Origin of the sequence: Allochromatium warmingii, from assembly GCF_900107145.1 — a bacterium.
Taxonomy (GTDB): domain Bacteria; phylum Pseudomonadota; class Gammaproteobacteria; order Chromatiales; family Chromatiaceae; genus Thermochromatium; species Thermochromatium warmingii.
Map to the genome: position 1 here is coordinate 1 of NZ_FNOW01000041.1, position 26,453 is coordinate 26,453.

A 26,453-nucleotide genomic window follows, 5' to 3' on the forward strand; every position below is an offset into this window, starting at 1 on the left:
CACTTATTGTAGTAATAGTTAACCAGTTTGTAAGATGGAAAATCATTTGGGAGATAACGCCACGGACAACCTGTTTTGTTTAAATAAAAGATAGCGTTCAAGATTTCGCGTAGATCACTTGATCTTGGGCGGCCTGTTGTATAAGGCTCAAGTTCTTCGAAAATTTTTTCGACAATCTCCCATTCTTCATCGGAGATATCGCTTGGATATTTTGGCGAAGAGTTTTTTTCTGAAGTCATATTCACGATATGAGTGGGTTAATTAACTCGCAAAATTTGCCATATTCTCGAAAAAATCTACTTCAAAATCAATAGTTTAGTTTTTAGACAGTCTCTAAGCTCTTTTTGACGATTCTTGGCTTGCTCGATCATCTTTTCGGTGAGATCAATCCCCGTAACATTTTGAGCCACCTTGGCAAATTCGCAAGCGACCAGCCCAGGCCCACATGCTACATCAAGGACAAGGTCATCGCCGGCAACCTTGCTCATCTCAATAAGCATTTGGATTGAATCCAAGTGTCCGGGCAACTCGGTGAAGGGAATTGCCTGCTTGGTAAATTGCTCAACAATTTCTGCGTCGTGTTCTTGCTGATTTCTTGTCATCGTCATCTTTCTCCTTCTGCCGAACTATATTTCGACCTCAAAAATGAGGTCAAATTCTGCTTGATTACACATCAAATGCAAGGTATAAAATTTTTATCACTCTAACCGAACGCTGTCAACTTTTCTTTTAGCTTCGCTTTATCAATGATTTACGTTCAAGCCTCTGGCGTGACTCCGATTTTAGACAGCGTTTCGGTTTCCAAGCAAAAGCCTCGTTTACTCGATCAACAGCGTAGGTTGGGTTGCTTGTTCATTTTATCCACGCTTAAACCACCAACATTAGCGGACAGGCAACCCAACATTTGCATCTAAAAAACAGCATCATCGCATGACTACTTTGCCCATCCTACTTGCCAGCGATCAGCCGCCACCTTTTCTTGTGAAGAAGCTCCAGCGTCGTCACAACTATAGGCATAAACGGTCACAACGCTAAAACTTCGTGACCAGCACTCACCCACCCCGCAATTCGCGCAACGGCGGATGAATCAATAGCGGATAGGTCGCCACTGTTCCGGCCAAGCCAATGACAACACCGGATCCCAGCACTCCAATCAACCACAGCGCGGGATTGAGCTGAAAGTCCAGCTCAAATAACTGCGTGGCTAATAGCCAGCCGGTCGCTTCGGCAAACACCGACGCCAACAGCCCCGCCAGCACCCCGACCGCCGTAAACTCCACCGCCAGACTGGTCAACAGCGTGCGCCGTCCCGCGCCCAGCGTGCGCAAAATGCCATGCTCACGCCGCCGCTGCTCCAAACTCGCTTGCAATCCGGCGTACATCACCAACAGCCCAGCGGCCAGCGTAAACAGAAACACATATTCCACCGCCATCACTCCGCGTTCGATCACAGCGCGAACTTGATCGATCAGCGCCTCAACATCCAGCGTCGCCACACTCGGAAAACGCCGGTTGAGTTCCGCGATCACCCCTTCGCGGGCCGCTGGCAGATACAGGCTCGTGATATAGCTCGCCGCCTCCTGTTGCAGCAGCGCGGGCGAGGCGACGACGAAAAAGTTGACGTTAAAACTATCCCAGCGCACCTCGCGCAAACTGGTGATCGGCCCAGTCACCGTGCGCCCGGCAACCGAGAAGGTCAGGGTCTCGCCGAGCTGCATTCCGAGCGTTTCGGCAATGCCGCGCTCAACCGAAAATTGCGGCGCAGCTTCAGCACCTTCAGACCACCACGTCCCGGCGACAATGCGATTATCCGCCTGCGGCTCTGCGCCATAGCTAAGATTAAATTCGCGGCTGGCCAGTCGCGCCGCACGCGGATTGGGATAGGCCGACGGCTCGACAGCGCGGTCGCCGATCTGCGTCAGACGCGCCGTAATCATCGGATACAAAAGCGGCGCGGCGATGCCCGCTTCACTGAGAAACGCCTGCAATGGCGCGACATCTGCCGGTTGAATAGTAGTGAGAAAATAATTCGGCGCACCCTCGGGCACGGTCTCGCGCCACGCTTCAAGCAAATCGACGCGCACCACCGCCAGCAGCAACAGCGCCAAAATGCCGATGCCAAAGCCGCTAATTTGCAACACCGCCGTCGCTGAACGGCGCGTCAATGCGGCTAATCCTAATCGCCACACGCCGCGCACCCGTCCGGTCAGGCGTCCAGCGAATTGCACCAGCAGCAGCACGCTGCCAATCAGCGCCAGCAGCGTTGCCAGCACGCCGCCCAAGAGCTTTAGCCCAAGTTCCAGATCATGCGCTTGCCACAGAATCAACAGCGCCAGCGCCGCGCCCGCTGCACTCAGCGTCAATGCTGCTGAAAGACGCGGCGTGCCGAGATCGCGCCGCAGTGCCCGCAGTGGCGTGACCTGCGCCAGTTGTAGCAATGGCGGCACCGCAAAGCCGAGCAGCGCAATCAACCCCGTCGCCAAGCCGACCAACAGCGGCGCGGGCGAGGCCGGCGGTAGCTCAACGCCGATCCAGTCATCTAATGCCGCGAATAATCCCGCTTGACCCAGCCAACCGACTAGACAGCCGAGCAGACTCGCCGCCAGCCCGAACAGCACTAGCCGCCCGATCAACACCCGCAGCACCAGATGACGCGGCGCACCGAGACAGCGCATCACGGCTACGGTATCAGTCTGCCGCTCGACTAGCCGTTGACTGGCAAGCGCAATCGCCGCGCCCGCAACCAGCAGCGTCACCAGCGTCGCCAGATGCAAAAAGCGCGAGGCGCGTTCGAGCGCGGCGCTAAATTCCGGTCGCGCATCGCGGGCCGCCGTGAGCGTGAGCGCGGCGTTTAACTGGGTGCTGGCCCAAGCGCGATAGGTGTCGATTTCGGACACTGCGCCGGCGATCAACAGCCGCTGGGTGACGCGACTCACTGGCCCAATCAAGCCGGTGGCGTCGAGATCGGCGCGGTTCATCAGCACACGCGGCGCGATATTGAAAAAAGCGCGGCTCTGATCTGGCTCGGCGCTCAGAATCGCCCCGATGCGCAGACGGGTCGCGCCGATGTTCAGGCTCTCGCCGATGCGGATATTGAGCAGCCGCAATAAGCGCGATTCGACCCAGACTTCACCGACTGGCGGCCCCGCAGCAACCGCCTGATCGGATGCATCCAGCGCCGACCGGATGCGCAACTGACCACGCAACGGATAAGCCGCATCGACTGCTTTCATCAGCACCAATTGCGGACGCTCGCCTTGTACCACGCTGCGAAATTCGAGCGTTTGCGCGATGCGCAAGCCCTGTGCTTGGGCGCGAGCAGCAAAGGTTTCAGCAAGCGGTCGCGCCGATTCGAGCACCAAATCGGCCGCAATCAGTTCGCTGCCCTGACGGTGCAGCGTCGCCTCGACGCGGTCGGTAAAAAAGCCAACCGCTGTGATCGCCGCGACCGTGAGCACCAGCGCCGCCGCCAAAACCGACAGCTCACCACTGCGCCAATCGCGGCGTAACAGCCGCAATGTTAAACGCCAAGTAGTCATTGCAATGGCTCCAGACGCCCATCACGCATCTGCAACCGCCGATCACAGCGTTCCGCTAAACGCGGATCGTGCGTCACCAGCACCAGCGCTGCGCCGCTGCTGTGGCGCTGTTCGAGCAACAGATCAATGATGTGTTCGCCGGTGGTTTGATCGAGATTGCCGGTCGGCTCATCGGCAAAGAGCACGGCAGGATGTGGCGCATAAGCCCGCGCAATGGCCACGCGTTGCTGTTCGCCGCCGGAAAGCTGGCGCGGATAATGGCCCATGCGTGTGCTCAGACCCACGCGCTCCAGCGCCGCATCCGCACGGCGGTCGGCATCGGGCGTGCCGGTTAATTCCAGCGGCAACAGCACATTTTCACGAGCGGTGAGCGTCGGCAAGAGTTGAAAATTCTGGAACACAAAGCCGACCCGTCCGGCTCGCAATGCCGCCCGGCCATCTTCGTCGAGTTGATCGACGCGCTGCCCACATAACCAGACTTCACCGGCGCTCGGATCATCTAGCCCGGCTAAGAGTCCGAGCAGCGTTGATTTACCCGAGCCGGATGCGCCGAGAATCGCGACCGCCTCCCCAGCATGGATCGCCAGTTCCAGACCGGCGAGGATGGTCAAGCGACCGGCTGGGCCGGTAACATGCTTGCTCAATCCACTTGCACGCGAGACGGCCGTCGCCGCTTGATCCGACATGAACAATCGACTCCTGATGCTGATTACAGTGTTGGCGCTGTGGCACTGGCCGCTGAGTGCGACGCTGGCCGATGCGGTGACACCTGAGATGACACCTGCCGCGCCGGTCGTGCTGGTACTTGGCGACAGTTTGAGCGCCAATTATGGCTTTGATACCCAACACGGTTGGGTGACGTTGCTTGCCGAGCGGATCGCTGGCGCTGGCCTGCCGCATCAGGTGGTCAACGCGAGTATTTCCGGCGAGACAACCGCTGGCGGCGTGACGCGCCTGCCGGCGTTGCTGGCCCGTCATCATCCGGCTGTGCTCTTGATTGAACTCGGGGCCAATGATGGTCTGCGCGGCTGGGCGGTCGCTGATCTGCGCGAGCGCCTGACGCAGTTGGTCAACAGCGGACAGGCCGCAGGCGCACAGGTGCTATTAGTTGGCGTGCGTTTGCCGCCGAACTATGGTGCGTCCTATCTGGCGGGCTTTCAAGCTGTGTTTGGTGAGGTGGCACAAGCACTCGCCGTGCCGCTGGTGCCGAATCTGTTGCAGGGTGTTGATGAGGATTGGAGCCTGATGCAGGCCGATGGGCTGCACCCGACGGCAGCGGCGCAAGTGCGTTTGTTGGACAATGTGTGGCCAATTTTGGGGCCGTTGTTGCGTGGGCATGGTCATCAATGAATCCCAACTACACCAGCAGCGGCCTCCTGAATCTCATGAGCAGCGTGATTCAGGCACGCGGCGGACAGAGCGAGCATCCGCCGCTGGCTGGGCTGGCGCTCGATGAACTAACGCAGGCGACCAATCTGGTGCTGCTGGTCATCGACGGATTGGGAGCCGATTGGCTCGCCGCACACGCGCCCACTGGTCTGCTGAGTCGCGCCCGCTGGGGCACAATCAGCACCGTATTTCCCTCGACGACCGCTTCAGCGATCCCGACTTATCTCACCGGACTTGCGCCGCTGCAACATGGGTTGACCGGCTGGTTTACCTATTTTGGTGAACTCGGCGCGGTGCTCACCGTGCTCCCCGGACGACCGCGTTATGGGGGCGTGTCCTATCGGGCAGCGGGGATTGATCCGCGTCAGTTATTCGGCAAGCGTCCGCTGTTTGACCGCATCGGCACGCCGAGTGAGAGCGTTGTGCCGCGTTTTATCGCCTATTCCGATTTCAACCGCGCTCATCAGGGCAGTAGCACGGTGCGGCCGTTTGAGTCACTCGCCGAGCTGTTTCAGCAGACGTTACGTGCAATTCGTCCGCGTCGTCACTGGGGACGGGCTACAACCGCCGCCGAGCGACGTTATGTTTATGTTTACTGGCCAGAACTGGATCGCATCGGCCATGAACACGGCATGAACAGTGCCGCCGCTCGTACTCATCTTGCCGAAATCGAAACGGCGCTCGACGCCTTTCTCAGCGCCGCTGCCGGAACGGATACGGTGCTGTTGGTCTGCGCCGATCATGGACAACTCGACATCCAGCCCGAAGATGTGATCGACCTCGCACAACATCCTGAGTTTGTCGATTGCTTAACGCTGCCGCTGTGTGGCGAACCGCGTGCGGCCTGGGCGACGGTGCGGGCGGATCGGGCGCGATGTTTTGAAGCCTATTGCGCCAGTGAACTGGCTGAGGTTGTGGAACTGATGCCCAGTCAAGCGGTGATTGACGCCGGCTGGCTGGGGCCGGGGCCAGCGCATCCGCGCATCCGTGATCGGGTTGGCGATTACTGTCTGCTACCGCGAGCGCGGCATATTCTGCGCCAGATGCTGCCGAGTGAAACGCCGCATGTGCAGATTGGCGTGCATGGTGGGCTGAGTGAGGCGGAAATGCGGGTGCCGCTGTGTTGGTTTGGGGTTTGAGAGCAGCTTTCAGCTATTAACCACCAGCTATCAGCCGTCAGCGGCCAGCTTTTGGCTTCTAGCCGATACTAACGGCTTAGGCGGCTTGGGCGATATACTATCGCGCTTCAGATTGTTTAGATTCGGAGCCATCGCGTGCCGCAGGATTCATCCACTTCTTCATCTCCTGCCCTGAGCTACCGTGCCGCTGGGGTCGATATCGACGCGGGCGCTCGGCTCGTGGAGCGGATCAAACCGCTGGCTGCCGCGACCCGCCGCCCGGGTGTGCTCGATGGCTTGGGTGGATTCGGTGCGCTGTTTGAACTGCCGCTGGAGCGGTTTCGACAGCCGGTGCTGGTCTCGGGGACGGATGGCGTGGGCACCAAGCTCAAGCTGGCGATTGATCTGGGGCAGCATGACACCATCGGCATTGATTTGGTGGCGATGTGCGCCAATGACATCCTCGTCAGCGGGGCCGAGCCGCTGTTTTTTCTCGATTATTACGCGACCGGTCGCCTCGATGTCGAGGTTGCTGCATCGGTTATCAGCGGTATCGCACGCGGTTGCGAGCTGGCCGGTTGTGCGCTGACCGGCGGCGAAACGGCGGAGATGCCCGGACTTTATGATGCCGGTGACTATGATCTGGCCGGTTTTTGCGTCGGGATTGTCGAAAAAGACGCGATCATCCAGCCCGAACGGGTGCAGATTGGGGATCGGCTGATTGCGCTGGCTTCTTCTGGGCCGCATTCCAACGGCTATTCCTTGATCCGCAAAGTCATCGAAACCAGTGGCGCGAATCTCAGCCAACCGCTCGGCGAGACAACACTCGGCGCAGCCCTGCTGGCCCCGACGCGCTTATATGTGCGCACAATTTTGGCGCTCATTCGCACGATCCGAGTTCATGCGCTGGCGCACATCACTGGCGGCGGACTGACCGAGAATCTGCCGCGTGTTCTCCCGCACGGCACGCAGGCGCGGATTGAGCTTGATTCTTGGACACAACCGGACGTGTTCGCGTGGCTGCAAACACAGGGCGGCATCGCCGATGCTGAGATGCGCCGCACCTTCAACTGTGGTGTTGGGATGGTGGTGTGCGTGGCCGCAGATGCAGTTGAAGCTGCACTCGCACAGCTCCGAGCGCAGGGCGAAACGGCATGGATCATCGGCACCATCGAGCCGAGCAGTGGTGCGCCGAGCGTGGTGTATAGCGGTGGTGCGGCGGGTGAGTGAACAGGTACCGCTTACTGTTGTCGCGCTGATTTCCGGCAGCGGCAGCAATCTTCAGGCGTTGATTGACGCCCAAACAGCGGGCGCACCCTTTGCGCTGTGCGCCGTCATCAGCAATGAACCTGATGCTTTTGGCTTAGAGCGGGCGCGGCGTCACGGCATCCCGACCGCCGTACTCAATCACCGCGATTATCCCGACCGCGCCAGCTTCGATCAGGCGCTTGCGGCGCTCATCGACAGCTATGCGCCACAGTTAGTGGTGTTAGCTGGGTTCATGCGCATCTTGACGCCGGAATTTGTCGCCCGCTATCTGGGGCGGCTGCTTAATATTCATCCGTCACTGTTGCCCAAATATCAAGGACTGCACACGCATCAACGGGCGCTGGATGCAGGTGAGCATGAACACGGCGCGAGCGTGCATTTTGTCACGGCAGAACTTGACGGCGGCCCGGTGATTCTGCAAGCGCGGGTGCCGGTGCTTGCCGACGACGACGCGGCGACCTTAGCGGCGCGGGTGCTCCAGCGCGAGCATGTTATTTATCCGGCTGTGGTGCGCTGGTTTGCTGAGGGGCGCTTGCAGCTCGGTGATGATGGCTGCGCGTATCTTGATGGCGTCGCGCTGACTGCGCCGCATCAGCTTGCCTAGCTGATAGCTGGAGGCTAAAAACTGAACGCCTATTTATCCGGCAGCAACGCCGAGGAACGCTCCGTGCGGTCATGGCGTTCAAACTGGCGCTCAGGACTAGGCAAACAGGTCGCCGGTCGCGCTGGTGAACAAGCGTGCGCATCGCGCACCAGTCGTACATAGAGCGCATCATAGCGATTGCCATAGCCCTGATGTCCTGTGGCAAAATCGAGTATCCAAGCACTGTCGCGGTAATAGCTCACCGGATCGGCAGTCCAAAAACGGGCCGCTGGGGTGCGCGGAAAGCTCACGCTGTCGATGCCAACGCCATAACAGCGCCGCTGAAGCAGCGAGCGCAATTCTTCTCGACTCGGCACGCGCCAATCGGCAAAACCGGCGAATGTCCACGCCTCTTGCGACCGCTTGAGCGAGCTGAGACGCAGTGTTGCCGGTTGACCGAGCGCACAGCCATCGCCTTCGGTACCTTCTACGCATTGCTTCCACATCAGCCGTGTCTGCTGATCGTAGACGGTGCCATTTTGCCAGATGATATAGCGCGGATCGGGCATCCCCGCTGCGCCCCAGTCTACGCATTCCTGCGCCAGACTCAGACTGCTGACCAGCAGCAGCGGCAGCAGACTGAACCAGCCGCCGCTGCGTGCTCGGTGTCGTATTAGCCCCAAAAACCGCCGTTGCATCATGCGTTTACCAAGATCGGCATTCAGCGGGTGCGCCCAGCCGGGGGGGTATCTGCGTCCGTTTTAGTTGCCGGCAGATTGGTTAGCAATTTCTGGAAGAAATCCCACGAAGCTAGGGTTCCGGCCATATACGGCTGAAACAGCTTGAGCGGATCGTAGCCCTCGGCACCGGCGTGCATCCGCTCGCGGATGTCGTCCATCAGTTGCCGCTGAAAGGCTTCCACATCGGGCAGACCGAAGAGCTTGCGCATTTCTTCAGGGGTGATATCGACATCGACTGTGACTTTCATAAAACCGCTCCGGTAACCGAAAAGTTTAGGATCGTGCGTTATCTGTGAACGTAACCACAGCTAAAAGTCCAGCCGCTGCGTGTTCAAGACGCCGATCATTCGTCCAAAATTCCTCGCAACCCGCATCAATAGCGGCTGCAAGATGCAACGCATCCGGCGTTGCCAGCCGATGTTGCGCACGCAATTCAGTTGCGTGTTCAAACACATATCGGTTTAACTCCAGGGCGCGATACCTTGAACACGATAAATGACGATGCAGCTATCCCAATATAGTCGCTTCATAGCGTGTTGTTCCAACTGGCTCGCTCTTCAGCCAGCCACGCATCGACTTGTTCTCGGGTAGCAAGATGTTGCACTGGTTGTGCATCTAGGCGCACAAATAGCGCCCGCAGCGAGTCCGACTGCGGCTCAATTGGCTTGTTCGATGAATCAGGGACTAACACAATCACTTCCGCCTGCCCTTCGGGAATCTCGCGTGGCAGATCCAATTCCAGCCGTCGCCGACTGTCGATAGTGGTTTGAAATTTCAAAGCCTGCATCGCCATCAATCCCCTAGCTGGAAGCTACCCGCTGACCAGTGAAACACTCAACATCCGGGATCCTCTGAGCGCATTTCCGCCTGAGCGTTGAGATAAGCGCCGGCGCGATAGAGTCCGACCAGCGTTTTACTATCCGTGATCGTGCCATCGTTACACCAGTCGAGTGCTTGGCGCAACGGCATCCAATGAATCTCGATCACCTCGCCCGACTCATGCGCGGTCGGCTGCTCGCTCAGATTGCGTCCGAGCCAGAGATAAATCACCTCATCAAAAATCCCCGGCGAACTATGCAACGCACCGAGATCGAGCCATTCAGTTGCTATCAGACCGGCTTCTTCCGCCAGCTCACGACGAGCGGTGACCAATGGCGTCTCACCGGCATCAAGCCGCCCGGCCGGTAGCTCCCAAATCCAGCCGCGTGCGGCATGGCGATATTGACGGAGCAGACAAACACGCTCATGTTCATCGAGCGCCACTGCCGCCGCGCCCCCAGGATGATGCACCATCTCCAACGCGACCGCTTGACCGTCAGGGAGTTCAACGGTCTCAACGGCGACCTCGATCACCTTACCCTGATAAATCGGTTCACGTTGCCGGATGTCGCCTGTACTCATTACCTTTCACCTCCAATCCACACTGCCCACCGCGTCGCCGCTGCGGGAAAGCTGATTACACTAGACTTCCAGCGGCGATTCGACAAGCCTTCCGCGTTTTTCCGCGTTTTCAGCGGCCAAAAGCCGGACACCATCAAACAAGCCGCGCAGTCTGCCGCCAGACAGTCACGCGCCTGTCATGGATCGTCAATAAAATGCCCATCTTTAATCGTGCAGGCCGTCTGCGCGATTTTAGTCTGAAGACACAAGGTTCCCCGCTCATGACGACCATTCTTGTCATCGATGACGAGCCAGATATCCGCGAGGTGATGCGGTTTGCGCTCGAAAGCGCCGAGTTCCGCGTTCTGGAGGCCGGTCATGCCGACGAAGCGCGTAAGCTCCTAAGCCGCGAAGTCTTAGATCTCATCCTACTTGACTGGATGCTACCCGGACGCTCGGGGCTAGAGCTGGCGCAACAGCTTAAACAAAACCCCAAAACCAAAGGCATTCCGATCATCATGGTCAGCGCCCGAGGGGAAGAAGAAGATCGCGTCAAAGGACTCGACACTGGCGCAGATGATTACATCGCCAAGCCATTTTCACCGCGAGAGATGGTCGCTCGCGTCAAAGCCGTCCTGCGCCGCGCCAAGCCGGATGAAGCGACCGATGAAATCGAAATCGGTGGCTTAGTGATGGACAATCTGGGACATCGCGTCACCGCCGCTGGTCGAGCGATTGAGGTCGCACCGACCGAATATCGACTCCTGCATTTTTTTATGACCCATGTTGACCGCGCCTTCAGCCGCTCACAACTGCTCGATCAAGTCTGGGGCGATCAAGTGTACGTCGAAGAACGCACAGTCGATGTGCATGTGCGCCGCTTACGCAAGGCGCTAGAGCCGACCGGCCATGATCGACTGCTGCAAACCGTGCGCGGCGTCGGCTATCGCTTTTCGGACAAGACTTGACCGCGATGCGCGACTGGATGGCAGCCGGACGCGGCGAGCTGGGGCGGGCAGTGCGGTTTGATCTGGCACTAGTGCTCGCGCCGCTGGCGCTAGGCTGGTTAGCGGTGACATTGGGCGCAGATCCGGCGTGGCTGTGGCCCTGGGTACTGCTGCCGCCACTGCTCCGCCATCCTTGGCTATTGATCCGGCTGGCGCTGCTGATGCGGCGTCAACATCGGCTCGCCCCGCCGTTTCCGCTCGGACTCTGGGGCGAGGTCTATCGCGGCATCGCCCGCTATCAGCAACGCGGACGCAAAAGCCGCAAGCGACAAATCCGCTTCAGTCGGCGCTTTCGTGAAGCAGCGAATGCCGTACCGGATGCGCTGGTCATTCTCGATAAACAGCATCGCATCGAATGGGCCAATCCCGCAGCGGCGAAGCTCATGAATATCCGCTGGCCGGACGATGATCGGCGCTCGTTTACCGACATTCTGACGCAACCGGAAATTCTGCCTTTTATTGAAGCGGGCGAATACATGCGCCCACTCGATCTTGCGCCCGAACACAATCGCACCATCATGCTATCACTGCGCATCACGCCCTTTGGTGAGCGCAAAAAACAGCGGCTGGTCGTCGGGCGCGATATTACGAAAATCTATCATCTCAACATGATCCGGCGCGATTTTGTCGCCAACGCCTCGCATGAATTACGCACACCGCTGACGGTAATTGCTGGCTTTCTCGAAAATCTGCTCGATGCACCAGGCACACCGGAGCCGCATCGTCGCCCGCTGACGCTGATGCACAATCAAACCGAACGGATGCGCTCGATTATTGAAGATTTGCTCACCCTATCGCGGCTCGAAATGCGCGACAGCGCCGAAGAGCAAACCGCCGTCGATGTGCCCGATGAGCTGCATCTGATCCTGCAAGAAGCGCAAGCCTTGAGTCAGGGTCGCCACCAATTTACCGCGCAGATCGACGAAGATTTGCTGCTTCTCGGCAATCCGCCTGAATTGCGCAGCGCCCTGTCGAATCTGGTGTTCAATGCAGTCAAACATACACCGGATGGCACCGACATTCGCCTGCTCTGGCAGCGCCGTGCTGAGGGCATTGAGTTCAGCGTCATCGACGACGGCCTGGGCATTCCGGCAGAACATCTGCCGCGCCTGACGGAGCGGTTTTATCGTGTAGATCGGGCGCGGTCGCGAGAATCTGGCGGCACCGGATTAGGGCTGGCGATTGTCAAGCATGTGCTCAATCGCCACGACGGACGGCTAACGATTGCGAGTGAATTGGGACATGGATCGCGGTTTGTGTGCCGCTTTGCCGCTAAACGGGCGCTGGCGAGAACAGAACCGCAAACTGCTGCGGCTTTATAAGAATAAAAATGGACAGGATTAACAGCATTTTTCAAGATTAACAGGATTAAAAACAATGAATTAAATCCTGTGCATCCTGCAAAATCCTGTTAATCCTGTCTATTTAATTTCCAGAAACCGACTTAATCGGCGGAAGGATGCGGCGGGGTTTTAAAAGCGCGGTTAACGCGATTGCGCAAGGCTTTGCCGGGCTTGAAGTGCGGGACATATTTGCCAGCGAGGGCAACAGATTCGCCGGTTTTGGGATTGCGTCCCAAACGTGGCGGACGATAGTGCAGCGAAAAGCTCCCAAAACCACGAATTTCGATGCGCTCTCCAGCGGCCAGCGCCACACTCATGCGTTCGAGAAGGGTTCGCACCACTTCCTCAACATCGCGGTGCGCGAGATCCAGATGCGCCTGTTGCGCGGCCAGATTGTCGATCAGCTCCGATTTGGTCATCAGTCCGCCTTGTTCTGGAGTCACTGGCTATCAGCCGCCAGCTTCCAGCGACCAGCTCAAGATGCTGGAAGCTGATCGCTGGCGGCTGGACGCTCAAAAAGCGTTTAATTCCCGCGCTGGGCTTCTTCCATCTGTTCCTTCAGCAGATCGCCGAGGGTCGCCATGCCGCTGGCTTCACGCGCATAACCCTTGATCGCGCTCTGCTCTTCTTCGGCATCCTTCGCTTTCATCGACAGCGACAGGGTGCGGTTTTTGCGGTCAACGCCGAGGAATTTGGCTTCGATCTCTTCGCCGACCTTGAGCACGGCGCGGGCATCTTCGATGCGGTCACGCGAAATCTCAGACGCCCGCAGATAGCCCTCGACACCATCGCCAAGCGTGATGGTCGCGCCCTTAGCATCGACTTCTGCCACCACGCCGGTCACGACGCTACCCTTTTCGTGCAGCGCGACGAAACTGGAGAACGGATCTTTATCAAGCTGCTTGACGCCCAGCGAGATGCGCTCGCGCTCGGGATCGACCGACAGCACCACAGTTTCCAGCTCATCGCCCTTCTTGTAACGACGCAGCGCGTTCTCGCCCGCCTCGTCCCACGAAATATCAGACAGATGCACCAGACCGTCGATGCCGCCATCCAGACCGATGAAGATGCCAAAATCGGTGATCGACTTGATCTTGCCGGAAACGTGATCGCCCTTCTTATGGGTAACGGCGAACTCTTCCCAGGGATTCATCGCGCACTGCTTGATGCCGAGCGAGATGCGGCGGCGCTCCTCGTCGATGTCGAGCACCATGACTTCGACTTCATCGCCCAGATTGACGACCTTCGACGGATGGATATTTTTGTTCGTCCAATCCATTTCGGAGACGTGAACCAAGCCCTCGACGCCCTCTTCGATCTCCACAAAGCAGCCGTAATCAGCGATGTTCGTGACCTTACCGAACACGCGGGTGCTCTCAGGATAGCGGCGCGAAATGTTGACCCACGGATCTTCGCCCATCTGCTTCAGACCGAGCGAGACGCGCTGGCGGTCGCGGTCGAACTTGAGCACCTTGACGTTGATCTCGTCGCCGATCTCGACCACTTCCGACGGATGCTTGACGCGCCGCCATGCCATATCGGTGATGTGCAACAGACCGTCGATGCCGCCCAGATCGAGGAACGCGCCATAATCGGTGAGGTTTTTGACCACACCCTTGACTTCCATGCCCTCTTCCAGATTCTTGAGCAGTTGATCGCGCTCGGCGCTGTACTCTTCTTCCACCACGGCGCGGCGCGACACGACAACATTGTTGCGCTTGCGGTCGAGCTTGATGACCTTGAACTCTTGCTCTTTGCCTTCGAGATAGGTGGTATCGCGCACCGGACGCACATCGACCAACGAGCCGGGCAAAAACGCCCGCACCGAGCCGAGTTCGACCGTAAAGCCGCCCTTGACCTTGCCGTTGATCAGACCCTTGACGGTCTCGGCATTCTCGAACGCCTTCTCCAGATAATCCCAAGCCGCGAACCGCTTGGCCTTTTCGCGTGAGAGACGGGTGACGCCAAAACCGTCCTCAACGGCGTCGAGCGCGACTTCAACCTCGTCGCCGATGGCCACTTCCAGTTCACCCTCGGGGCTGATGAACTGCGAGCGTGGAATAATGCCTTCGGACTTCAGTCCGGCATTGATAACGACGTTATCGGCGGTGATGTCGATGACGGTGCCGACGACGATAGTACCCGGCTGGAGCTGGGTGGTGTTCAGGCTCTGTTCAAAGAGTTCGGCGAAGCTTTCGGTCATGAGATCCAAGTATCCTGAGAGGGGCGCGCTGACCCGTCCCATCCGGGACGAGGGGTGTTTTAAGTAAACGAAAAGGCCGACGTTCTCCACGTCGACCCTGTTGGGATGCGACCACGCTTCACCACTGACCAAACCCAGAATAATCGCGATTGCTCGGAATAATATGGGCGGGCAGCGCGGAGAGCGCGTCGGCTTAGCTTCGGGCGACTGCGTGCGGGAAGACGCGCCTAACCTCTTCCAGAACGCAATCGAGCACTTCAGCACGGGACATCTGCGTGGAATCCACACAGACCGCATCGTCGGCTGGACACAAGGGAGCCACCGGGCGGGAGCGGTCGCGTGCATCGCGTTCGCGGATGTCCGCTATCAATTGCGGGAGGTTAGCATTCAACCCCTTTTCCTTCAACTGTTTATAGCGCCGCTCGGCGCGGATTTCGGGGCTGGCATCGAGGAAAATTTTCAGTTGAGCATGTGGAAAAACGACGGTGCCCATATCACGCCCATCGGCGACTAGCCCCGGAGCACGCGCAAACTGCCGCTGCCAGTCCAGCAGCGCCGAGCGTACACACGGATGCGCCGCGACTCGTGAGGCGGCCATCCCAGCTTCTTCAGTGCGAATGGCGTCGCTGACATCTTCATCCGATAAGAGCACCCGTCCGGCGTTAAATGCCAGCGGTAGCGCGGCAGCCAGCAAGGTCAGTGCCTCGGCAGCGTCGAGTTCCAAGCCCTGCCGCGTGGCGGCTAATCCCAACACGCGATAGAGCGCCCCGCTGTCGAGCGTGTGCCAGCCAAGCTGTTCGGCTAAAAGCTGCATCAGCGTACCCTTGCCGGTACCTGAGGGGCCGTCGATGGTTAAGATCGAGATTGCGGGCATATTCATTGCGGGCGCTGCTCGTCGATGCCCAGCCCAGCGCGGGCCGCCAGTTGCGGAAAGCCCGGAAACGAAGTCTCAACATTGGCGCAATCGCGGATCTCAATCGGCCCGCTGGCGCGGAGTCCAGCAATCGCAAACGACATGGCAATGCGGTGATCACCATGCGCATGAATCGCCTGCTCGCCGCTCGCGCTGCCCAGCGTGCCGCCCTGAATGCGAATGCCGTCGGGCGTCGGGTCAGCCTGAATCCCGAGTTGCGCCAGTCCATCGGCCATGACCTGAATCCGGTCGCTTTCTTTCACGCGCAGTTCTGCCGCGCCGGTGAGCACAGTTTCGCCTTCAGCACAGGCGGCTGCGATGAAAATCGCTGGAAATTCATCAATCGCCAGCGGCACTTGATCGACCGGAATCTGAATACCGCGCAGGCGTGCCGATTTCACGCGAATATCGGCCACCGGCTCGCCGCCAGCGGTGCGCTTGTCGAGCAATTCAATATCCGCGCCCATCGCCCGTAGAATGTTAATCACGCCGACCCGGGTCGGATTGATGCCGACCGCTTCGAGCAGCAGATCCGAGCCGGGCGCGATGCTCGCACCGACCAGAAAGAATGCCGCTGAGGAAATATCTGCCGGAATACTCAGTCGGCACGCAGTCAGGCGTCCGCCGCCGCTGAGACAAACGCGCAGTCCATGACGGCGCACCGAGTAGCCGAACGCGGTTAACATGCGCTCGGTGTGATCGCGGGTCGGCTCAGGTTCGATGATGCAGGTCTCGCCCTCGGCATAGAGTCCAGCCAGCATCAGACAGGATTTCACCTGCGCACTGGCCATCGGCAAGCGGTATTCGATGCCGCGCAACTGCGCAACTGGCGCAATGGTCAGCGGCGCGGTACCGCTCGGGCTGGTGAGAATCTGTGCGCCCATCAGCGCCAATGGCTCGGTGACACGGCGCATCGGACGGCGCGTCAGCGAGTCATCGCCGACTAGCGTGGCCGTAAATCCCTGTCCGGCCAACAGGCCAGCGAGCAAGCGCATCGCCGTACCCGAATTGCCCATATCGAGCACGGTGTGCGGCGCACGCAGCCCGCGCAGTCCGACCCCTTCGATCAATAATTCGCCGCGATCTGGCCCGTCAATGGCAACCCCCATCGCCCGAAATGCCGCCAGCGTCGCCAGCGCATCAGCCCCTTCGAGAAAGCCGCTGACCTGAGTGCGCCCTTCGGCCAGTGCGGCAAGCATGATCGAACGATGCGAGATCGACTTGTCGCCCGGCACGCGCACGCTGCCACGCAACGCGCCGCCGGGGGTGATGAGATAGCGATGATCGATGAGCGCGGACAAGACAGGTCTCCCAGGCTCGCGTAGCCGGTGATGAATGGGCAGAAGGGAGCGAGATTGTAGCAAGTCGCTGGGCGGTGAACCAATGTTGGTTTGATTAAGTTGGAGCGAATCGGAAGCAAAAACGGCAATAGAGCCTATTTGCGCCAGCAGTCAGCCACCAACAATCAATCAATGCGAATGCTGAATCTGCGCTTGAAGATCATTCGCCCACGCAAAGGCTTCAAGAAAACATACAGCTAATGCTTCAATTTTCACATCGGGTACAATGACATCGGATAGGCGAGCGCCGTATTCAAATCGCTTGGCCTGTGCCAGTACCTGACCTAATAATCCCTCATGCGTCAAAATGGCTTGTTTAATGCGCTCATCAAGCGGTAGATGTTCCAGCGCATCCATTAAAGGAACTTGCAAAAGTTCATCGAGATTGGCAAATAAACCGACCGTAAATAACGTGTCTTTGTCGGCGGGAAAATAACGCTCGCCAATGAGCTGACAAAACCGCGCATACGTCAAAGAGCGCGTTAAGCAATGTGAATGCTCGCTGGCATTTAAATTACTCAGCATCAGCAGCGCCGCCCATTGGCGCACGAGCCGCAATCCAACCAGCACAATCCCTTGTTTTATCGTGTCGATAGTGCGTCCCTGTGAAACTGAAGCGGAACTGAGAAAACGCAGGAGCCGATAACTCAGCGTGACATCTTGACTAATGATTTGCTCGATGTCAGTGACACTGCTGTTTTCATCTTGCAGCCGTGTCATTAAGCGCAGAGTATGCACGCGGCTATCCGGTGGGCGTTTGCCGGTGAGCACCTGCGGGCGTGCTAAGTAATAGCCTTGAAATAGCTCAAAGCCAAGATCAAGACAGTCTTGAAATTGCTCGCGGGTCTCGACTTTTTCAGCTAATAAGCGCGGTTGACAGCCCGAAGGCAAGGAATGCAGCTTGGTACGAATTTGCGCCCGATTATCGCCGAGTACGTCGAATTTAACGATCTCAGCTAATAATAAGAGCGGATCCCAATCAGGCGTATAGACGAAATCATCGAGCGCGAGGGTAAATCCCTGTTTGACTAATTCACGGGCGGCAGCGACCAATTTTGGAGTGACGTGTACTGTTTCCAGCACTTCGAGCACGACGCGATTCGGTGGCAGCGCCTGAATCACATCACTGGCCAACAGGCTTTCGGATAGGTTCAAAAACAGTAGCTTATCTTGTCCCAGTCGCTCGACGCCGATATCAGCAAAGGCGTTGATGATGACTTGCGAGGTGGCGGTATCGGCATCAATACCCTGCCCTTCAAAGCCGCCGCTGGCGCATCGAAACAAGAGTTCATAGGCCACAACATTTTGTTGCCGATCAAAGATCGGTTGCACGCCGAGAAAGATATCGGACATCGATCATCACCGCTAATCAGGTGGGCACCTGGAACGCTCCAGAATACCATTCAGTGCTTCCAGTAGCGTAGCAAAGTCGGTAGCGAGATGACTATGCACAATCAAAGCGTGTTTGCGTTCGGTCGCGTTTAGCGGCTGACGACTGGCATATTGCTGTTCTAACACGGTGAGATCGGCCTCGGACACATCGCGTCCCTGCGCCAAACGCCGTGCGACCCGTTCGCGCAACACCGCTAGCGGTGCGTCAAGGGCTAAAATCGCAAATTGCGCCTGATGGCGGGCGGCCAGATCAGCAAAGCGTTGGCGACGTGCTTGGCTAATAAAGGTTGCATCAACTAGCACGTCATAGCCGCTGGCCAAAATGCTGTCAGCGAGCCGATGCAGGCGCTCATACGTCCAATCCGTTGCACGCGGAAAATAGATGCCATGCTCAGGACGGCTGGCGGTTTGCGCGAGTTCTTCAAAGCCAAACAGCCGCTTGCGCTCGATGTCGGAACGCAGATGGATCAGCGGCAGGACTTCGCGCAGACGCGCTGCGAGCCGACTTTTCCCTGAGCCGGGCAAACCGCTGGCAATCAGCAACTGTCGGCGGCGCGGCTGAATATAAGACTGCGCCAGCGCCAGATAGCGTGCAAATTCTGCGCGTAACGGCTGAACCGTAGTCGCTGGTAGATCGCTCTGACCCCAACGAATGGCGAGCACTTTTGCCCGCACCAGCGCCCGATAGACCTTGTAGAAATCGAGTACAGCGAGTGCGCCATAATCGCCGCTGCGTTCCAGATAGCGATTGAGAAAACGCTGGGCGGCACTGCGCTCGCCAGTTTGCTCTAAATCCATGATTAAAAAGGCGATTTCGCTGGCGGTGTCGATCCAGCGCAGATTCGGGTTGAAGTCAATGGCGTCGAAAATCTGAATCTGGCCATCAACCAGCGCGATATTGCCGCGATGCATATCGCCATGCCCTTCGCGCACATGCCCTTCGACGCGACGTTGTTCGATCACCCGTTGCAAAATGGGAAAGCGGGCATCAATCCAAGTTTCCACTGTCTGCAATAGATCCCGTTCATCACGGCGGTCGGTGTAGGCGCGAATCTGAGTTAGATTTTCGCGCATCGGTTCGAGCACGCGGGCTGGCGAGCCGAAGCCGCTGGCAGCGGTAGCGATGGGGATTTCCGCTTGAAAATCAGCGACATGCTCGGCCAGCCGCGTCATCAGCTCGGCGGTCACCGGCTGGCGGTCGAGCAGCGCCGATTGCGGAAAGCGGCGCATCTGGACGCCATATTCACGCACTGGCCCGACGCCGCCGATCTGCGGGGCATCGAGCGTGCCGGTGAGGGTGATGACATTGAGATACAGCTCGGGCGCGAGCCGACGATTTAAGCGCAATTCTTCGGTGCAACAGAACTGACGGCGCTCCAGCGTCGAGCAGTCGAGAAAGCCAAGATTGAGCGGTTTTTTGAATTTATAGGCATACTCACCGGCCAGCAGCACATGCGAGATATGCGTCTCGATGTGCGCGATGGTCGCGGCGGGATGTGGATAGGCAGCGGGCTGTTGCAGTCCGGCAAGCAACCGCGACCAGTCCGCTTCCGTTGTTTCGTTCCCGATATGGTTGAACACGGCCGCCTCGACTCAGTAAGATTTAGCTGTTGCGATCCAGCTTGCGCCATTCACCCTCTTTAAGTGTAGAGAATTTTATGTCGATTGAACGCATTGTTTTTGCTGTTGCCGGTGCTTTTATTGTGCTGTCGCTGGTGCTGGCACATTTCGTCAGCCCGTATTTTCTCTGGTTCACCGCCTTTGTTGGCGCGAATCTGTTTCAGTCGGCATTCACCGGCTTTTGTCCGCTGGCGCTGATTCTGAAAAAACTCGGTAAGCAAAGCGGCCCGGCGTTTTAAAAAAACCTGAAACAGGATTGATCGGATTGATGACACGGTGTTTTTACAGTTTTTTTAATCCTGTTTATCCTGAATCATCCGGTTAATCCTGTCTAAAATTCGCCCCGCATTGCGCCGTCGCTATCGGCTTCCCCACCAATCAACCCGCAATTCGCAGCAGGCAGTCAAGATCTGGTGCGAATAACACCTCGATTAAACACCCCCCATGCCCCTACCCACCCGACATTTTGACGCCCTCATCATCGGCGCAGGCGGCGCAGGACTGAACGCCGCGCTGCAACTGGCCAGCGCCGATCTGCGCGTTGCGGTGGTCTCCAAAGTGTTCCCGACGCGCTCGCACACGGTCGCCGCGCAAGGTGGCGTCAATGCGGCGCTGGCCAACGTCCAGCCTGATTCCTGGCATTGGCACATGTTCGATACCGTCAAAGGCTCGGATTATCTCGGCGATCAGGACGCGATTGAGTTCATGTGCCGCGAAGCGATCCCGACGGTTTACGAACTCGAACATGCTGGCGTGCCGTTTTCGCGGCTGGCGAACGGCAAGATTTATCAACGTCCGTTCGGCGGTCAGAGCCAGCATTTCGGCGGCGAGCAAGCGACCCGCACCTGTGCGGCGGCAGATCGCACCGGACACGCGATTTTGCACACGCTCTATCAACAAGCAATCCGCGCCCGCACCCATTTTTTCGATGAATTTTTTGCGATTGATCTGGTGCGCGACGCCGAAGGCATCCTCTGCGGTGCGCTGGTGCTAGAAATCGAAAGCGGCGAGCCGCTGTTGATTGAAGCGAAAGCAACGCTCTTGGCGACCGGCGGCTGTGGTCAGGTATTCCGCACCACCTCCAACGCGCACATCAACACCGGCGACGGCTGCGCGATGGCACTGCGAGCGGGGATCCCATTGATGGATATGGAATTTTTTCAATTCCATCCGACCGGCATCGCCGGCAAGGGCATGTTGATCTCAGAGGGCACACGCGGCGAAGGCGGTTATCTCATCAACAGTCAGGGCGAGCGGTTTATGGAGCAGTACGCGCCACACGCTCGCGATCTCGCCAGCCGCGATGTCGTCTCGCGGGCGATTGTCACCGAAGTGAAAGCCGGACGCGGCTGCGGCCCAGAGCGCGATCATGTGCTGTTAAAGCTCGATCATCTCGGCGCGGAAGTGATCGCCAAACGCTTGCCGGGGATTCGCGAATTAAGCCGCATTTTTGCTGGCGTCGATCCAGCGCAGGCCGCGATTCCGGTCTTTCCAACAGCGCATTATGCGATGGGCGGCATCCCGACAGATCGGTTTGGGCGCGTGGTCATGCCGGTCGGTCATGGATCAGAAGAGGTCGTGCTGGGACTCTACGCAGCGGGCGAATGCGCCTGCGCCTCGGTGCATGGCGCAAACCGACTCGGCGGCAATTCCCTGCTCGATATTCTGGTCTTCGGGCGGCTGGCCGGTCAGGACATCCGCACCTTTGTCCGCGATCATCCCTATCCGCGTCCGGCGCATTCGGCAAGCATCGAACAGGCGCTGGCGCGGTTGACACGCTGGGAGCAACGCGGCAGCGGGCCAACGGTGCAGACACTGCGGGCTGAGTTTCGCGCCTGTATGGAAGATCATGCCGGGGTGTTTCGCACCGAGGCGATTCTGCGCGAGGGCATCGAACGGCTCCAAACGATCCGCGAGCGGCTGACCGACGTGCGCTTGACCGATCATTCGCGGGTTTTTAACACCGCCCGCATCGAGGCGTTGGAGCTCGATAATCTGATCGCAGTGGGGATGGCGATTGCGCAGTCGGCGCTGCATCGTCAGGAGAGTCGCGGTGCTCATGCGCGACCCGATTATCCTGAACGCGACGATCACGCTTGGTTAAAACACAGCCTGTATTATCAGGACGGCGACCGCCTCGACTACAAGCCGGTGCGAACCAAACCGCTGACGGTTGAATCTTTCCCGCCGCGTGAAAGAGTGTACTAAATCGTCTGCTTTTAGTGTGCGGTCGCGGCCTAAAAACAGGACTGTGTGCGCAAACAATCCAATCAATTGTAACAATCTGCCCCGACTGCGCTATGCTTGTCCACCGGACGGATGTGAACTCGCTTCGTGTCGCAGCGGACAGCTCAGGTAGTCACTTGAGCGTTACCGGCTTTGACATGCAGTGAATACAGCATATCCTCATCGGCAATGTGATCGATGAGCCAGTCCTGGGTGATATCGAGTGCGCGGTCGGCGAGATCCTGGCTGGGGCCGAAGATCATTAGATCATTCTCCAGCTCGTCGAGACGGCGAAAAAAAGCCGTATGTTGACGCAGGTGATCCTTGAGGCCAGGGTAATTATGCTCGCGCATAAATGCTTCTTCGGTCTCAAAATGGCGGTTGGCATAATCGCGCATGAATGTGATGGCTTCGACGACGGCATTGACGCCATCGCGGTCGAGGATGTCCTCGTAGAGGCGATGCGCGGCGGCAAAAAAGCCACGATGTTGCTCGTCGATTTCGGCGATGCCAATCGAGTAAACGTCTGACCAGTTTCTTAACATGTGACACCCAATCTGGATTAAAACTCAGGAGTTCGGCACCTTAGGATGCAGGTGCCTGGCTTGGTTCAATTCGATCATAGCCCAACCTGCCCGGCGATTCGCGTTAGATTTGCTATAGTCAGACGTGTAAGCCGTGCTTCACTCTTGAAGACACACTCGAATGTCGAACACACAACATAAGCGGGGTCATCGCACAGTGGAACCTGAATTTGCTCAACTCTCAGCACGCATCGGACAACGGTTGCGTAATGAGCGGATGCGGCGCGGCTGGTCGCTCAATGAGCTGTCAAAGCGCACGCAAGACCAATATTCCAAATCGCGGATTAGCAATTACGAGCAGGGCATTCGGCGCATGGGTCTGGAAGCGGCCTGTCAGTTAGCCGCTGCCTTTGGGGATGTGACCCCAGCGTGGCTGCTGCTGCTGGATGAATGCGGCCCACTGACGGTCGAGGAGCGGGCGCTGGTTGAGGGCTTTCGTGCCCTAGATAAGGCCGGGCGGCAACGTCTGCTCGATCTAATCCCACCTGCGGCGCAAGAATAGCTCAGACGATCTGTCTGTCTGTTCGCCTTGAGGCGGTGTCCCCTGACACCGCCGCCGCTGCCGCAACACACGCCTGACCGAGCGCCAGCCCGCCATCATTGGCCGGTACGCGACGATGCATCAGCACCTGCCATCCGGCCTGCCGTAACCCAGCCGCGACGCCTTCGAGCATCAGCCGGTTTTGCCACACCCCACCCGAGAGCACGATTGTCTTGACCGCATAGCGGGTTGCAAGCTGGGTGCTGGTCTGAATCACTGCCCGAATCAAGCCACGATGAAACCGCGCTGCGATTGCGCTGCGGGTAGCGCCGCATTGCAAATCCGTGAACAGCGGTGCCCAGAGCGGTGCCGGATCGAGCACAACTGGATCAACCGCTTGAGCGAGCGCCAGCGGATAGCCGTCGGCAGCGTTGATCTCGCCAGCGAGCGTGGCGAGGGCTTCGAGTTCAATCGCCGCCTGTCCTTCATATTGCAGCCGTTCGGCGCTGATTCCCAGTGCAGCGGCCACCGCATCAAACAGCCGCCCAGCCGAACTCGACAGCGGCGCGTTCAGTCCGTGCGCGAGGAGCTGGCGCAGCGGCGCGGTGAGCGGATGCGCGGCAAGCTGCTGGATCACGGCTACATCAGAATAACAGTCACACCAGTGCGCCCAGCCGCCGGCGTCCTCCAGTCGCGCCAGCAGATTGCGCCAGGGTTCGCGGATCGCCTGTGCGCCACCGAGCAGCGCCGCCGGACGGAGATGGGCGACGCGCTCGACTTGGCGATAGTCGCCGAGCAGCCATTCGCCGCCCCAGAATGTGCCATCTGCGCCCCAACCGAGGCCATCAAAGATCACACCTAGCACCGCGCCGCCATCGAGCGGCCAGTCGTTATCGGCAAGCACCGAGGCCAGATGCGCATGATGATGCTGCACTTCGATCAACCGCAGACCGTCGCGAGCAGCCCACGTCCGCCCGAACTGTGAGCTGTGATAATCGGGATGAGCGTCAACAGCGAGCATGGTCGGGCGATGCTCAAAGAGTTGCGCATAGCGGGCGAGCGTGTCGCGATACGCACGAGCGGTCGGCGCATCGTCGAGATCGCCCAGATGTTGAGACAAGATCGCCGCTCCATCGCGGAGTAGGCAGACGGTATTTTTTAGTTCACCGCCGAGCGCCAGCAGCGGCGGACTGGTCGCAAATCCCGATGGCAGCGGCAGCGGCGCGGGCGCATCACCACGCGCCCGCCGGAGCGGACGCGGTGCGCCGTCGAGATCGCGCCACACCGAATCATCGACGCGATTGCTAATATCCCGATCATGCAGCAGCCACAGATCGGCGATGCCGGTTAAGCGCCGCAGCGCATCCGCATTATCCGTACACGGCGGTTCGTTACTGCGATTGGCGCTGGTCATCACCAACGGGCGTTCCCAGTCGGCAAGCAACAGATGATGCAGCGGACTAGAGGGCAGCATCAAACCGAGTGTAGATTGCCCGGGCGCGAGCGCCGGAGCCAAGCTCTCAGCATCCGCATCAGTGCGCCGCTGAAGCAGCACAATTGGTGCCGCCGGACTGCGCAAACAGGCTGCTTCACGCTCCGAGAGATGTGCCCAGCGGCGGATCACGTCGAGATCCCGCGCCATCAGCGCCAGTGGTTTCGCCTCGCGCTGTTTACGCTGGCGCAGGGTCGCCACCGCTGCCGCGTTGCCCGCATCGCAAACCAGATGAAAACTGCCAATGCCCTTAATCGCCAAAATCTGCCCAGCGGCGAGGCGCTGACTGGCTGCCGCCAGCGCATCGACTGCGCCCCAATGCGCCGAATCGAGCCGCTGTCCGCTCGCATCCGCTAACCAGAGTTGCGGCCCACATGCCGGACACGCATTCGGCTGGGCATGAAAGCGGCGATCCGCTGGATCGCGGTATTCCGCCTGACACTGCGCACACATCGGAAACGCGGCCATGCTGGTACCAGCGCGATCATAGGGCAGGCTGTTGATAATGCTCAGACGCGGCCCGCAGTGCGTGCAATTCGTGAAAGCATAGCGATAGCGGCGGTTGCGCGGGTCGCGGATCTCGGCCAGACACGCCGGACAGGTCGCGGCATCGGCGACGATTCCGGTATGAATCGCGCTGTGATCGCTGGCGCTGATGGTAAAGCTGGTGGCGTGCAACGGTTCGGTGAGCGGTGCGCGTTCGATGGCGTCGATCCGCGCCAGCGGCGGACACTCAGCCTGTAAGCGCGTGCAGAACTGGTCAAGTGTCTCGGATGTTGCCGCCTGTAGTCGAATCAGCACACCCTCGCCATCATTGCGCACATCACCGCACAACCCCAGCTCCTGCGCCAGCCGCCAGACTGTCGGGCGAAAGCCCACCCCCTGCACCAATCCCCGCACGCGCAGGCGTTCACCATTCACCGAAAGTTACCACACTCATCTTGGCAGAATCGCCGAGCGACTCCATCTTGAGCATCCGCGTCCGGTGGGCGCACTGATACGACGAATTGTCTGACACCGTGTTTAGCTAAATAGGGGAGGTGGATCATGGTGATACGCGAAGCAACATTTGGCGGCGGCTGTTTTTGGTGTTTAGAAGCAGTCTTTCAAGCACTCGCGGGCGTGGAGTCAGTGCAATCGGGCTATGCCGGCGGACAGGTAGCCAATCCGACGTATCAACAGGTCTGCACCGGCACCACCGGTCATGCTGAAGTGGTGCAACTTGCGTTCGATACCAAGCGGATTGATTACCGCACGCTGCTTGACGTGTTTTTTACCATCCATGATCCGACCACCCGCGACCGTCAGGGCGCAGATGTGGGCAGTCAATATCGCTCGGTGATTTTTTATCACGATGACGACCAGCGCGAGCAGGCCGAGCAGATAATTGCGCGACTGAATGCTGGGCATCTGTGGCCGGCGCCGCTTGTCACGCAAGTCGCGCCGTTACCGACTGTCTATCCTGCCGAGCGGTATCATCAGGATTATTACCGCCGCTATCCGCATCAAGGCTATTGTCAGGCGGTGATTGCGCCGAAGCTGGCTAAATTGCGGCATCATTTTAGGGAGCGGTTGGCCTAGATAGTGTCGTCACAAGATTCGCGCCCAGATGGCGATGTGACGAATCTGGGCGGCGGCCAAGAACGAAGCGGCATTTTTGGGGCGCTACCCTCAAGCGTAGATGGAGCGGGTACCGTGACCAACCGCACAGCCATCAAGCATCGCTCAAAATGCAGCTATTATAGTTAATTGCTTAAGTCTCTATAAGAATCCAGGGAATAAATTGCTCAATCCAAGATTGAGCAAAACTTAATTTATAGCTAAGATTTCGCCA

The 26,453-nt window shown here is 58.5% G+C and carries 27 protein-coding genes; 10 read left to right on the top strand and 17 right to left on the bottom strand.

Annotation, left to right across the window (positions count from 1 at the left end; all coding sequences use genetic code 11):
* The 4 genes from BLW10_RS11130 to BLW10_RS11145 all read right to left on the bottom strand — a co-directional run.
* Positions 1-239: transposase (locus BLW10_RS11130; RefSeq protein WP_143117043.1), on the bottom strand; the 239-nt coding region annotated here is incomplete at its 3' end.
* A gap of 57 nt (positions 240-296) precedes the next feature.
* Complete coding sequence (locus tag BLW10_RS11135; protein ID WP_218139723.1) at positions 297-602, bottom strand: class I SAM-dependent methyltransferase; 306 nt, start codon at positions 600-602, stop codon at positions 297-299.
* Positions 603-1,052: 450 nt separating this feature from the next.
* Entirely contained in the window at positions 1,053-3,539 is a 2,487-nt protein-coding gene (locus BLW10_RS11140) for an ABC transporter permease (RefSeq protein ID WP_091334724.1), read from the bottom strand.
* A complete protein-coding gene (locus BLW10_RS11145) occupies positions 3,536-4,225 on the bottom strand; it encodes an ABC transporter ATP-binding protein (RefSeq protein WP_091334726.1) in 690 nt (229 codons plus the stop codon). The genes BLW10_RS11140 and BLW10_RS11145 overlap by 4 nt, the downstream gene beginning before the upstream one ends.
* Here BLW10_RS11145 and BLW10_RS11150 point away from each other — a divergent pair.
* The 4 genes from BLW10_RS11150 to purN all read left to right on the top strand — a co-directional run bounded on the left by BLW10_RS11150 (position 4,224) and on the right by purN (position 7,919).
* On the top strand, positions 4,224-4,889 hold the full coding sequence (locus BLW10_RS11150) for an arylesterase (protein ID WP_091334727.1): 666 nt from the start codon (positions 4,224-4,226) through the stop codon (positions 4,887-4,889). The two genes, BLW10_RS11145 and BLW10_RS11150, sit on opposite strands and share 2 nt — an antisense overlap.
* On the top strand, positions 4,886-6,067 hold the full coding sequence (locus tag BLW10_RS11155) for an alkaline phosphatase family protein (protein WP_091334729.1): 1,182 nt from the start codon (positions 4,886-4,888) through the stop codon (positions 6,065-6,067). The genes BLW10_RS11150 and BLW10_RS11155 overlap by 4 nt, the downstream gene beginning before the upstream one ends.
* Before the next feature lie 135 nt (positions 6,068-6,202).
* Positions 6,203-7,276, top strand: a complete 1,074-nt coding sequence (gene purM, locus BLW10_RS11160; protein ID WP_091334730.1) for a phosphoribosylformylglycinamidine cyclo-ligase — start codon at positions 6,203-6,205, stop codon at positions 7,274-7,276.
* Positions 7,269-7,919, top strand: coding sequence for a phosphoribosylglycinamide formyltransferase (gene purN, locus BLW10_RS11165; RefSeq protein ID WP_091334760.1), 651 nt, complete (start codon positions 7,269-7,271; stop codon positions 7,917-7,919). Before purM ends, purN begins: the two co-directional genes overlap by 8 nt.
* Positions 7,920-7,948: 29 nt before the next feature.
* On the opposite strand, the gene BLW10_RS11170 is transcribed toward purN, so the two are convergent.
* From BLW10_RS11170 to BLW10_RS11190, 5 genes are read right to left on the bottom strand one after another with little or no spacing between them, the layout of a single operon-like run.
* Positions 7,949-8,599: an Lcl C-terminal domain-containing protein gene (locus tag BLW10_RS11170; protein ID WP_245709342.1), complete on the bottom strand. Its 651-nt coding sequence runs from the start codon at positions 8,597-8,599 to the stop codon at positions 7,949-7,951.
* Between the two features lie 20 nt (positions 8,600-8,619).
* On the bottom strand, positions 8,620-8,886 hold the full coding sequence (locus BLW10_RS11175) for a DUF6489 family protein (protein WP_091334732.1): 267 nt from the start codon (positions 8,884-8,886) through the stop codon (positions 8,620-8,622).
* Positions 8,887-8,911: 25 nt separating this feature from the next.
* Positions 8,912-9,145 (bottom strand): PIN domain-containing protein, encoded by a 234-nt coding sequence (locus BLW10_RS11180; RefSeq protein ID WP_091334734.1) that lies wholly within the window; start codon positions 9,143-9,145, stop codon positions 8,912-8,914.
* Between the two features lie 19 nt (positions 9,146-9,164).
* The gene (locus BLW10_RS11185) at positions 9,165-9,425 is read right to left on the bottom strand and encodes a hypothetical protein (protein ID WP_143117059.1); all 261 of its coding nucleotides are present in this window, start codon (positions 9,423-9,425) and stop codon (positions 9,165-9,167) included.
* A 47-nt stretch (positions 9,426-9,472) separates the two neighbouring features.
* The gene (locus BLW10_RS11190; protein ID WP_091334738.1) at positions 9,473-10,039 is read right to left on the bottom strand and encodes an NUDIX hydrolase; all 567 of its coding nucleotides are present in this window, start codon (positions 10,037-10,039) and stop codon (positions 9,473-9,475) included.
* Between the two features lie 260 nt (positions 10,040-10,299).
* On the opposite strand from BLW10_RS11190, the gene phoB reads away from it, so the two are divergent.
* Positions 10,300-10,986, top strand: coding sequence for a phosphate regulon transcriptional regulator PhoB (gene phoB, locus BLW10_RS11195; RefSeq protein ID WP_091334739.1), 687 nt, complete (start codon positions 10,300-10,302; stop codon positions 10,984-10,986).
* Between the two features lie 5 nt (positions 10,987-10,991).
* On the top strand, positions 10,992-12,347 hold the full coding sequence (phoR, locus tag BLW10_RS11200; RefSeq protein WP_245709345.1) for a phosphate regulon sensor histidine kinase PhoR: 1,356 nt from the start codon (positions 10,992-10,994) through the stop codon (positions 12,345-12,347).
* A gap of 122 nt (positions 12,348-12,469) precedes the next feature.
* Here the strand turns inward: phoR and ihfB are convergent, their stop codons facing one another.
* The 6 genes from ihfB to BLW10_RS11230 all read right to left on the bottom strand — a co-directional run bounded on the left by ihfB (position 12,470) and on the right by BLW10_RS11230 (position 19,797).
* Positions 12,470-12,787 carry an integration host factor subunit beta gene (gene ihfB / locus BLW10_RS11205; protein ID WP_091334741.1) on the bottom strand — a complete coding sequence of 106 codons (318 nt, stop codon included), beginning with the start codon at positions 12,785-12,787 and terminating at the stop codon, positions 12,470-12,472.
* A 104-nt stretch (positions 12,788-12,891) separates the two neighbouring features.
* Entirely contained in the window at positions 12,892-14,571 is a 1,680-nt protein-coding gene (rpsA, locus tag BLW10_RS11210) for a 30S ribosomal protein S1 (protein ID WP_091334765.1), read from the bottom strand.
* A gap of 193 nt (positions 14,572-14,764) precedes the next feature.
* Positions 14,765-15,445 carry a (d)CMP kinase gene (cmk, locus tag BLW10_RS11215; protein WP_091334743.1) on the bottom strand — a complete coding sequence of 227 codons (681 nt, stop codon included), beginning with the start codon at positions 15,443-15,445 and terminating at the stop codon, positions 14,765-14,767.
* A gap of 2 nt (positions 15,446-15,447) precedes the next feature.
* Positions 15,448-16,785 (bottom strand): 3-phosphoshikimate 1-carboxyvinyltransferase, encoded by a 1,338-nt coding sequence (gene aroA / locus BLW10_RS11220; protein WP_091334745.1) that lies wholly within the window; start codon positions 16,783-16,785, stop codon positions 15,448-15,450.
* Between the two features lie 168 nt (positions 16,786-16,953).
* A complete protein-coding gene (locus tag BLW10_RS11225) occupies positions 16,954-18,177 on the bottom strand; it encodes an EAL and HDOD domain-containing protein (protein ID WP_091334747.1) in 1,224 nt (407 codons plus the stop codon).
* Positions 18,178-18,189: 12 nt separating this feature from the next.
* Complete coding sequence (locus BLW10_RS11230; protein WP_245709347.1) at positions 18,190-19,797, bottom strand: bifunctional aminoglycoside phosphotransferase/ATP-binding protein; 1,608 nt, start codon at positions 19,795-19,797, stop codon at positions 18,190-18,192.
* Between the two features lie 77 nt (positions 19,798-19,874).
* On the opposite strand from BLW10_RS11230, the gene BLW10_RS11235 reads away from it, so the two are divergent.
* A complete protein-coding gene (locus BLW10_RS11235) occupies positions 19,875-20,075 on the top strand; it encodes a YgaP family membrane protein (protein WP_091334749.1) in 201 nt (66 codons plus the stop codon).
* Between the two features lie 205 nt (positions 20,076-20,280).
* Positions 20,281-22,044, top strand: a complete 1,764-nt coding sequence (gene sdhA / locus BLW10_RS11240; RefSeq protein ID WP_091334751.1) for a succinate dehydrogenase flavoprotein subunit — start codon at positions 20,281-20,283, stop codon at positions 22,042-22,044.
* 143 nt (positions 22,045-22,187) lie between these two features.
* Here the strand turns inward: sdhA and BLW10_RS11245 are convergent, their stop codons facing one another.
* Positions 22,188-22,607 (bottom strand): bacteriohemerythrin, encoded by a 420-nt coding sequence (locus BLW10_RS11245; RefSeq protein WP_091334753.1) that lies wholly within the window; start codon positions 22,605-22,607, stop codon positions 22,188-22,190.
* Positions 22,608-22,767: 160 nt separating this feature from the next.
* On the opposite strand from BLW10_RS11245, the gene BLW10_RS11250 reads away from it, so the two are divergent.
* Complete coding sequence (locus BLW10_RS11250; RefSeq protein WP_091334755.1) at positions 22,768-23,148, top strand: helix-turn-helix domain-containing protein; 381 nt, start codon at positions 22,768-22,770, stop codon at positions 23,146-23,148.
* 1 nt (position 23,149) lies between these two features.
* Here BLW10_RS11250 and hypF read toward each other — a convergent pair whose 3' ends face one another.
* Positions 23,150-25,540: a carbamoyltransferase HypF gene (gene hypF / locus BLW10_RS11255; RefSeq protein WP_091334756.1), complete on the bottom strand. Its 2,391-nt coding sequence runs from the start codon at positions 25,538-25,540 to the stop codon at positions 23,150-23,152.
* A 126-nt stretch (positions 25,541-25,666) separates the two neighbouring features.
* Between hypF and msrA the strand changes: the two genes are divergently transcribed.
* Positions 25,667-26,200 carry a peptide-methionine (S)-S-oxide reductase MsrA gene (gene msrA / locus BLW10_RS11260; RefSeq protein ID WP_091334758.1) on the top strand — a complete coding sequence of 178 codons (534 nt, stop codon included), beginning with the start codon at positions 25,667-25,669 and terminating at the stop codon, positions 26,198-26,200.
* Positions 26,201-26,453 lie beyond the last annotated feature (253 nt).